Annotated in this window: 7 protein-coding genes and 1 pseudogene; 4 read left to right on the forward strand and 4 right to left on the reverse strand. The window is 72.7% G+C overall.

Translation table 11 applies throughout. The annotated features are described in order from the left end of the window. The first annotated feature begins 145 nt into the window (after positions 1–145). Positions 146–1,738 (forward strand): annotated as a pseudogene (locus G6R25_RS18055) (MFS transporter). Positions 1,739–1,776: 38 nt separating this feature from the next. On the opposite strand, the gene G6R25_RS18060 reads toward G6R25_RS18055, so the two are convergent. Continuing rightward, positions 1,777–2,637 (reverse strand): universal stress protein, encoded by an 861-nt coding sequence (locus G6R25_RS18060; RefSeq protein ID WP_235948938.1) that lies wholly within the window; start codon positions 2,635–2,637, stop codon positions 1,777–1,779. Positions 2,638–3,387: 750 nt separating this feature from the next. On the opposite strand from G6R25_RS18060, the gene G6R25_RS18065 reads away from it, so the two are divergent. Continuing rightward, complete coding sequence (locus tag G6R25_RS18065) at positions 3,388–5,175, forward strand: sensor histidine kinase (RefSeq protein ID WP_163553931.1); 1,788 nt, start codon at positions 3,388–3,390, stop codon at positions 5,173–5,175. A gap of 2 nt (positions 5,176–5,177) precedes the next feature. On the opposite strand, the gene G6R25_RS27715 is transcribed toward G6R25_RS18065, so the two are convergent. Together G6R25_RS27715 and G6R25_RS18070 are read right to left on the reverse strand one after the other, a co-directional pair. Beyond that, the gene (locus G6R25_RS27715; RefSeq protein WP_235948941.1) at positions 5,178–5,576 is read right to left on the reverse strand and encodes a hypothetical protein; all 399 of its coding nucleotides are present in this window, start codon (positions 5,574–5,576) and stop codon (positions 5,178–5,180) included. Continuing rightward, a complete protein-coding gene (locus G6R25_RS18070; protein ID WP_235948943.1) occupies positions 5,486–6,484 on the reverse strand; it encodes an ABC transporter permease in 999 nt (332 codons plus the stop codon). Before G6R25_RS18070 ends, G6R25_RS27715 begins: the two co-directional genes overlap by 91 nt. A 187-nt stretch (positions 6,485–6,671) precedes the next feature. On the opposite strand from G6R25_RS18070, the gene G6R25_RS18075 reads away from it, so the two are divergent. After that, positions 6,672–7,304: a TetR/AcrR family transcriptional regulator gene (locus tag G6R25_RS18075; protein ID WP_235948945.1), complete on the forward strand. Its 633-nt coding sequence runs from the start codon at positions 6,672–6,674 to the stop codon at positions 7,302–7,304. Between the two features lie 26 nt (positions 7,305–7,330). On the opposite strand, the gene G6R25_RS18080 is transcribed toward G6R25_RS18075, so the two are convergent. Further along, the gene (locus G6R25_RS18080; RefSeq protein WP_163553932.1) at positions 7,331–8,575 is read right to left on the reverse strand and encodes an FAD-dependent oxidoreductase; all 1,245 of its coding nucleotides are present in this window, start codon (positions 8,573–8,575) and stop codon (positions 7,331–7,333) included. 117 nt (positions 8,576–8,692) lie between these two features. On the opposite strand from G6R25_RS18080, the gene G6R25_RS18085 reads away from it, so the two are divergent. Next, positions 8,693–9,334, forward strand: coding sequence for a TetR/AcrR family transcriptional regulator (locus G6R25_RS18085; protein ID WP_136449123.1), 642 nt, complete (start codon positions 8,693–8,695; stop codon positions 9,332–9,334). Positions 9,335–9,468: the final 134 nt, after the last annotated feature.

Here is a 9,468-nt window from a genome sequence, read left to right on the forward strand (position 1 = left end):
TTCCGATGTATCACCACCGGGCATACGGCACATCATTGACACCGCCCCGCGGCCCGGTGCCGCCACGCCTGGACCGGCACATCCTCGCCCCCGCAGCCACGGCGCCGTGTGGGCTCAAGACGCCAGTCCCCCCCGGGAGGCTCTGATGGATCGGAAGTGGTGGACGCTGCTGGTCGTCTGCGGCGCCACGTTCATGCTGCTGCTCGACGTCACCATCGTGGTCGTCGCGCTGCCGGAGATCCAGAGCGGTCTCGGCGCCGGGTTCGCCGACGTCCAGTGGATCATCGACGCCTATGCCCTGACGCTCGCGGCGCTGCTGCTGACGGCCGATTCGCTCGCCGATCTCTACGGGCGGCGCCTGCTGTTCACCATCGGGTTCACGATCTTCACGGCGGGGTCGCTACTGTGCGGGCTCTCGCAGTCGGCGATCATGCTGATCATCTCGCGGGGCGTGCAGGGCGTGGGCGGCGCCGTGCTGTTCGCGACGTCGCTGGCGCTGCTCGCCAGCAGCTTCCGCGGCCGCGACCGAGGGGTCGCCTTCGGGGTGTGGGGCGCGGTCACCGGCGTCGCCACGTCACTCGGGCCCATCCTCGGCGGCGTGATCACCAGCGGGATCAGCTGACGGGGAATCTTCCTGGTCAATGTGCCGATCGGCGTCGTCGCCATCGCCGTGACGGTGTGGAAGGTCGAGGAATCCCGGCCGCCGGCGGCGCACCGCCCCGACTGGCCCGGTTTCGCAGTGCTCACCGCCGGGCTGGTCGGCGTGGTCTACGGCCTGATCCGGGCGGGCGAGACGGCCTGGTCGGACACCGGCGTCGTGGTCAGTCTGTGCCTGGGCGTGGCGTTCCTCATCGCGTTCGTCGCCGTGGAGGCCAGGGTCGCGCACCCGATGTTCGACCTGTCCCTGCTGCGCACGCCGACGTTCCTGGGCGGTTCGGTGGCGGCGGTCGCGATGAACGGCTCGCTGTTCGCGATGTTCGTCTACCTCGTCCTGTACCTGCAGAACGACCTGGGTTACTCCGCGTTCGAGGCGGGCGTGCGGCTGCTGATCGTGAGCGGGGGCAGCTTCGTCGCCGCGTCGGTAGCCGGGCGGCTGACCAGTGTGATGCCCGTGCGGTGGCTCATCGGCCCCGGCCTGGCACTGGTCGGCGTCGGCCTGCTGCTGATGGCCGGCCTGGACGCGGGTAGCTCGTGGACGCACCTGATCCCGGGCTTCGTGCTGGCCGGGATCGGTACCGGGCTGGTCAACCCGCCGCTGGCCTCGACGGCCGTCGGGGTGGTGCCGCCGGAACGGTCGGGGATGGCGTCGGGCGCGAACACCACGTTCCGCCAGATCGGCATGGCGCTCAGTATCGCCACCCTCGGCTCGATCTTCGCGGCGCGGTTGGAGAGCGGCGTCAACAGCGGGCTGCGAACGGTGCCGGCGCTGCGCGGGCAGGGGGCGCGGATCGCCGACACGCTGCGCAACGGCGGCACCGACCAGCTCTTCGCCAGCACGCCCGCGGACGCCCGCGGCCCGCTGGCCGGCGCCATCCGGTCCGGTTTCGCTGGCGCGATCAACGATCTGCTCATCGTCACCAGGATCGTCGCGCTCGTCGGCGCGGTCTGCGCGCTGGCCCTCATCCGCAGCAAGGACTTCGTCGCGCAGGGCCATGCCAGCCCCGCCCCGGCCGATGGCGCTACCACGGATGCCGGGGCACCCCCGGCCGTCGGCTCCGAGCCGCGACCGGGCGGCTGACCGCCACGGCGAGGTGCGACACCCGAACCCGGGTGCCGCTAGCGGATGGCGTCGGGGATGACCGCGACCGGGCATCGCGCGTGGTGCACGCACTGGTAGGCGGCCGAACCCAACAGCAGGCCGGCGAAGCCGCCGAGCCCACGGGCGCCGAGCACGAGCAGCAGGGCGTCGGCGGCCGCGGCAAGCAGGCTCTGCGCCGCCCCGCCGAGTGCCAGCCGGGTGTCGAGGTTGACGTCCACCCCGCCCGCCAGCCCCTTGGCCATGCATTCGTCGAGAACGGCGTACGCGGCCTGCTCGAACGCCTCCCGGTCGCGCGCGATGCGGTGACCGGAGTGCAACAGTGGCGCGGCCTGCCAGGCATGCACGACCCGCAGCGGCGCCGCGTGCAGCGCCGCCTGTTCGGCGGCCCAGCGCAACGCGGCCAGTGACGCCGCCGAACCGTCCACGCCGACGAGCACGGGCCGGCCGCTGTCATCGTCGGCGCCGCCGCGTCCGTCCGCCCGGACGACGACGACCGGCCGGGTCGCCTGGTGCAGGCAGGCCACGGACACCGAGCCGAGCAGGTACCGGCGCAGCCGGCTGGTCCCCCGGTAGCCGACGACGATCATATCCGCGCCCGCGCCCGCCGACATCAGCGCCTCGACGGCGTCGGCGTAGACGGCCCGCTCGGTGACGGGCACCGGCCGGCGCGGGTCCTCGGTCCTCTGAACGCATTCCCGCAGCAGCTCCAGGGCGGTTTCCTCGATCGTGTGGGGGCCCGGCGCGTAGGCGCGGTCGAGCACCTCGCGCGGGCAGTCGTCCGGGGTCCAGGCCAGGATCGCCTCGAGGTGGTCCCGACGCAGCCACGCCTCCTCGCCGGCCCAGCGCAGCGCCGCGTCGGCGTCTCTGGATCCGTCCACTCCCACCACGATGCAGCCCGACACGACAAGCTCCAGATCCCCCGTGGCCGGCGTCCACTCTCCCTTTCAGGGTGCCTGCCGCGGCCCGGGCGGGCGAGTGCACTGTGGGCCCACGCGCGGGGTCCGAACGGCCCGCCGCCAACGGTGCGTTCGGCCGCCGCCACCTCCCCGTTCGGGGGCTACCGCGCGGCCCGTGAGACCACCTCGGCTGGCCCGATCAGGCCAGTCCGTTCGCGCGCCGACCCGTCGAGCATGGTAGGCCGGCCCCGGGGGCACGGCCCGCTGACCACGACCGGCAGCGGCGGCATCCGCACCGCACGCCCTGGCAGCGAGGGGTGACGGGCCTCCCCGGAGTCGATCCGCGGCCGGCACGGTCCGGATCGCACGGTAGGAAGGGCTCCACGATGGGCGCCGAAGGTCCCTGGGCGCCGGGGCGAGGCGGGGCCGAGCATGGCGGGGACGGATGACCCGCCGCCGGTCGGCCGACGCGGTGGACAGGAGGCTGCCCGATGAGGGTGCGCGAAGTGAGGACGACGCGGGTATCCGCAGTCGAGGCCGCGGGACGAGCCGGACGAGCCGGACAGACGCGAGCCGCCGCGGGACCACCCGCGCCAACTCCGCGATGACGTGGTGCCCACCACGGACGGATGGAAGCCGCCGGGACCCGCGGCCCATCCTCACCGGGAACGGTTCAGCCGCAGTCCGGACGACCGCCTCCGCCCCGAGCGGCTCGATTACCGTCCCGGAAGCATGGAGTCCGAACGGGACCTCGCCCCGACCGACGCAGGGACCTCCGGGGCGGCCTGCGGGGAGATCTCCCCGTCAGGGTCGTCGGGAGATCTGATCTTCCCCGCTGTCGCTCGGCTCGAACTGGACGAGCTTCTCTCCCAGCTGGTGGAGCGGGCCCAGGATGTGCTGGCCAACCAGGGCCGGCTGCGCGGTCTGCTGCGGGCCAACCGGATGGTCACCGCCGACCTCAGCCTCGACGTGGTGCTGCGCCGCATCGTCGAGTCCGCCTGCGAGCTGGTCGACGCTCGCTACGGCGCGCTCGGCGTCATCGCCCGCGACGGTCACCTCGAACAGTTCATCCATGTCGGGATGGATCCGGGCCGCGTCGAGGCGATCGGCCGGACCCCCCGCGGCGCAGGTGTGCTCGGCCTGCTCATCGCCGAACCGGGGCCGGTGCGCCTCGACGACATCGCCGACCATCCCCGCGCCGTCGGCTTCCCCGCCGGGCATCCGCCGATGCGGGCGTTCCTCGGCGTGCCGATCAGGGTCCGCAACGAGGCCTTCGGCAACCTCTACCTGACCGAGAAACGCGGCGGGCGGATCTTCACGGCCGAGGACGAGGAACTCGTGCTCGCGCTCGCCGCCAACGCCGGCGTGGCGATCGACAACGCGCGGCTGTTCGGGGAGGCCCAGCACCGCCAGCAGTGGTCGCAGGCGTCCGCGGACATCACCCGGCATCTGCTCGCCGACGGCGACGACCCGTTGGAGCTGATCGTCCAACGGGCCCGGGACGTCGCCCGGGCGGACACGACCGCGCTGGCCCTGTGCGACCCGACGGCACGGGAACTGTCCTTCGACGTCGCCGAGGGTCACGACGCCGACCTGCTGCGCGGCCAGCGGGTGCCGATGGAGACCTCGCTGGCCGGGCGGGCGGTGCGGGACCGGGCCCCGCTCGTCGTCGCCGACGTGCGCACGCTGGGCGGCTCCGAGAGCGACAAGCTCGACGTCGGCCCGATCATGATCGTGCCGCTGATCGCCTCGGAGGTCACCTCCGGCGCGCTGATCCTCGGCCGCCGCCGCGGTGGCGGCCTGTTCACCGACGAGGACCTCGAACTCGCCGCCGCGTTCGCCGCCCACGTCGCGCTCGCCCTGGAACTGGCCCGCTCGCGGGCGGCGCGGGGCCGGCTGTCGCTGCTGGAGGACCGTGACCGGATCGCCCGCGACCTGCATGACCATGTGATGCAGCGGCTGTTCGCGGTGGCGATGGGCCTGCAGGGCCTAGCCGCCAGCGAGGAGCGGGCGCCGCGCGCGGAGCGGGCGCCGCGCGCGGAGCGGATGAGCACCTACGTCGAGGATCTCGACGAGACCGTGCGGGAGATCCGCCAGACCATCTTCGAACTGCGCGGCCGGGCGACGCCGGCGACGGGCAGCGGCCTGCGGGCGCAGATCCTCGGCATCATCGATGACATGGCCGGGGCGTTCGGCTTCACCCCGCGACTGCACCTCGACGGCCCGGTCGACACCGTGATCGACGCTGCCGTCGGCGACCATCTCATCGCCGTGGTGCGCGAGACCCTGTCGAACGCCGCCCGCCACGCCCACGCGCGCGCCGTGGAGGTGACTGTGACCGTCGCGAACGGCCGGGTGAGCGTGGACGTGGTGGACGACGGGGTCGGCATGGGACCGACGACGCGGCGCAGCGGCCTGGCGAATCTGCGTGGCCGGGCCGAGTCCCTGGGCGGAAGCTTCGCCCTGGAGCCCGGCCCCGCCGGTGGCACCCGGGTGTGCTGGTCGGTGCCCACCGGCTGAGGTCAGGCACTGCCGCTGCCCGCCGCCGCGTCGGACACGGCGGCCGCATCGGACTCGACCTCCTCGTCGGCGAACTCGTTGTCCCGCAACCCATTACCCCGCGACCCGTTGCCGTTGCCGTTGCCGCGGGAATCGTCGTCCCACCCCGGGCCCTCGCTCGTGGTGACGTGATGCGGACGGGTACCGGCGGCGGCCTCGGCCTGGCGGGCCGCCATCGCCGCGCCCTGCGCGGCCAGCATCATCGACACCGGCTTGCCGCGTTCGGCGCGCAGCCGGTTGCGGCGGTCGAAGAACGGCTTGCCGACGACGGTCAGCACGAGGCCGATCGCCGCGTAGACGCCGATGATCGTCGCGCCGCTGCCGATCCCCGGCCCGACGTCGTAGACGATGCCGCGCAACACGTCGAGGACACCGGTGCCGAACACATACGGGTGCAGCCACTTGAACGGCTCCGGCACGAACGCCGCCGGGAACGCCCCGCCCGACGCCGGAATGTTGAGGAACACGAACAGGATGAGCGCCGCGCCGGTGACGAACCGGCCGATGTAGTAGGACAGGCCGTTGACCACCAGATCGTCGTCAGCCAGCCGAGCAGCCACAGCGACAGGAAGTGGCCGTGCACGGCGCCCACCACCGGACCGGCGAACAGCGTGCCGAGCAGCGAGAGCACGAAGCCGGATCCGACGATCAGGCCGAGGCGGACACGGTGCTTGAGCGTCTGGCCCATCATCCCGATGAACATGCCGACCATGTAGCCGGCGATGGTCCAGACCAGCGCGATGTAGAAGCCCGAGGTGCCGTAGGAATCGTGCTTGGGCAGCGGGGCGAGGTCGCCGACGGCAAGGGTGCTGCCCTCGGCCGCCGCCACCGGGGCGAACGTCTGCTGGACGACCTCGGCGAACTGGAACTGGGCGCCGCTGGCGACGAGCAGCCGGGCCGGCTGGTTCGCCGCGCCGGGGGTGAAGGCCGCCGCCAGGTCGCCGTCGCGGACGTCGCCGCGGGCGGCGTCGACCGAGCTTGCCACCGACACCGACAGCATGCCGTTGCTGGTGCCCTCCAGCCGGTCGGCGAGGGTCACCGCCGCCGGGCCCGTCCCGACCACCGCGACCTTGATGTCCTTCGGTGACGGCTGGTGGAAGGCGTTGATGTAGCACAGACAGAAGGCGATGACGAAGACCAGCGGCAGCCAGAGCTGCAGGCCGATCATCTGGACCGGCGGCGAGAGCCGGGAGTACTGCCGCCGGAAGCGCATCCACGGGCCGAGCCCGGTCGAGGGCGCCCCGCTGGACGCCGGTGTCTCCGAAGTCATAGTCACTTTCCCGCGCGTGAAGACCGATGGGGGTGCAGGGACCAGCAGGCCGGCCGCTGTGCCCGGGATGACGCCGGGGGCTCGGTTCGCTGGGGAGTTCGACCGATGGTCGCAGTAAGACCTTAACCCAAAGATGAGACTCAGTCCAACATGTGAGCCGCGATACCAGATCTGGTATGCTCGCCTCGTGGCGAAGAACCCCGCAGCAATCCCCGCCGACGCCGCAACCCCCGCGCGGGGCACCGATCTGCGCAGTAGGACGAGGCGGGCGTTGCAGGCGGAGATCACGGCCGTCGCCTTCGACCTGTTCGACCGGCAGGGCTTCGAATGCACGACGATCAACCAGATCGCCGCCGAGGCCGGCCTGTCGCGCAGCAGCTTCTTCCGCTACTTCGCCACCAAGGAGGACGTCGTCCTACTGGGTGTGGAGGAAGGCGGCCTGGTCCTGCGCGACGCGCTCGCCGCTCGCCCCGCGGACGAGACACCGTGGCAGGCACTGCGCCAGGCGCTCAACGCGATCATCGGGTTCAACGCCGAGAACCCCGAACGGGCCCTGCGGCTGTCCCGGATGGTGGTCGACACGCCGTCGTTGCAGGGCCGCCAGCTGCAGCGGCAGAACAGCTGGCAGCGGCTACTCGTCCCCGAGCTCGCCCGGCGCCTCGCCATCCCCCCGACGGACACGGCCGACCCACGCCCACGCGCGCTGGCCTCGGCCGCGCTCGGCTGCTACGACGCCGCCCTGACGGTCTGGCGCGACTCCGGCGGGACGGCCGATCTCACCACCCTGCTCGACCAGGCAATGTCCATCCTGACCGACTAACCCCACATCCGCCGCGCCGGGCGGAGTCAGGCTTGAGGCGCGCCGAAAGTCGGCGCGGGAGACGAGCCAGGGGCCTGCACCGGAAGCGAACCGGGAGTCTGCGCGGGAAGCGCGCCGGGATCGTAGCCGTGGAGCCAGGACGTGGCGCCCTCGTAGCCGCGGGGGAAGACCACCGGCATGATCACGTTACGCATCCGTCGGGCGATCGGACCGGCCGTCTTGACGTCCCGGTTGCGGGTCGCCTCCCTCACCATCTTGTCGACCCGGGCCCGACGCTGCCGCTCGTAGCCGTCCAGCGCCCGCCCGACCACCGCGGCGGCGACCGGCGAGGCGACGGCGCCCTCGGCGTGCAGGTGCTGGGCCAGGGCGATGGCGTCCTCGAACGCCATCGACGCCCCCTGACCGGCGCCGACCGGGTGGGCGGCGTCGCCGATGAGCACGAGCCGGTCGCGGTGGTGGCGGGGCACCCGCGCGAGCACGTGGTGCAGCGTGGCGCCGTGGGTCCGCCGGGTGGCGCGCAGGATCTCCACCGCCCGTTCCTCGGTGCGGTAGATGTCGATCAGGTCGTCGAGGCCGACGGCGTGCACGTCCGCCGGGCGCGGGCCGCTAACCTGCGCCGACCACCTGACCGACCCGTCCGGTGCGCCCAGGTAAAGGAAGGCGCCACGGCAGGCAAAGATCATGTTGAAGGTGCCGATGCCGACGCTGGTACCGTCCGCGCTGGGACCGTTCGCGTGGGAGATGCCGCTCACGCTGTACATCCCGCCGTAGACCGGCCGCGGGGCCTCCGGGTCGAGCACCTCGCGAACGCCGGACCACATCCCATCCGCGCCGACGATCAGATCGACGCCGACGCCGTCGCCATCGGGGCAGGTCCGCACGCGGGCGGCGTCGAACCGGCTGCCGGTCACGATGCGGGCGCCGAGCCGCACCGACTCGGCCCGCAGCGCGGCGACCAGGTCGGCCCGCATGAGGGTGACGCTGACCATCTCCTCCCCCCGAGCCCGGCCCCGCGCCACCTCGCCGAGCGGCCTGCCGGCCGATGACCACATCCGCTGCCATGGCACCGCGAACCCGGCCGCGCGCACCTGCGGCAGGCAGCCCAGCACGGCCAGGGCGCGCAGCCCGTTGGCCGCCAGGCTGACGAACGATCCGACCAGCCCGGCGGGCTCGTCGTACGCCTCGTGGACCGTCACCTCGGCGCCGATGCGCCGCAGCGCGATCGCGCCCGCCGCCCCGGCCACTCCCCCGCCGACCACCACGGCTCTCATGCCCGCACCACGACCCTCATGCCCGCTCCCTGAATCTCGTTTCACCGAATCTATATTCGGTGAACTGGCACTCAGTATGATCAGAGACGGACGAGAGCGTCAATCAGGGAGGTCGCGATGGGTGCGCGCAGAGCGAGGGCGGCCGAGACCGAACTCGCACTCAAGGAGGCGGCGCGGCGGCTGTTCGTGGAGCGCGGCTACCTCAACACGAAGATCAGCGACATCGCGGCCGCGGCCGGGCGGGCCACCGGGTCGTTCTACGACCACTTCGCCAGTAAGGAGGTACTGCTGGCGGCGCTGCTGGCCGACCTGCGCGGGGATGCGTCCGCGCAGATGCGCGGCCCGCAACACGCACATCCCCCCGACCACGACCTGACCGACGCGGGCCAGCTCCACGACCATCTCGCCGTCGCGTGGCGGGTCATGCGGGAGAACCTGCCGGTCGTCGTCGCGCTGCACGAGGCGACGCTGACCGGCGGGGACGCCCCGGAGCAGGCCTGGCGCACCCTCGTCACCGAGACGGACATGCTGCGCGACCACCTGGAGCACCTGCGCGGACGTGGGCACGAGCTGCCCGGCGATCCCACCCTGATCGCCGCGGCGATGGGCGGCATGCTGTCCTCGCTGGCGCTCGCCCTGCTGCGCTCGCCGGCGCCGGCCTACTCCGACGCCGAGGTGCTCGCCACCCTGACCGGCCTGCTCCTCACCGGCCTACGCGGCGCCCCGGCCGACCCCCCCGACGGACGCCTCGACGCGTGAGTCCGAACCGGGGCCGGGGCTGAGCCGGGGCCGGTTGCGGTGCGTTTTGTACGGTCTGAGCCGGCGAACCGTACGCTTCGTACCGCAATGAGCCTTTCCCGGTAACGTTTCGTCGCTTTGCGTGACATCAATGT

The organism is Candidatus Frankia alpina (genome assembly GCF_902806485.1).
Taxonomy (GTDB): domain Bacteria; phylum Actinomycetota; class Actinomycetes; order Frankiales; family Frankiaceae; genus Frankia; species Frankia alpina.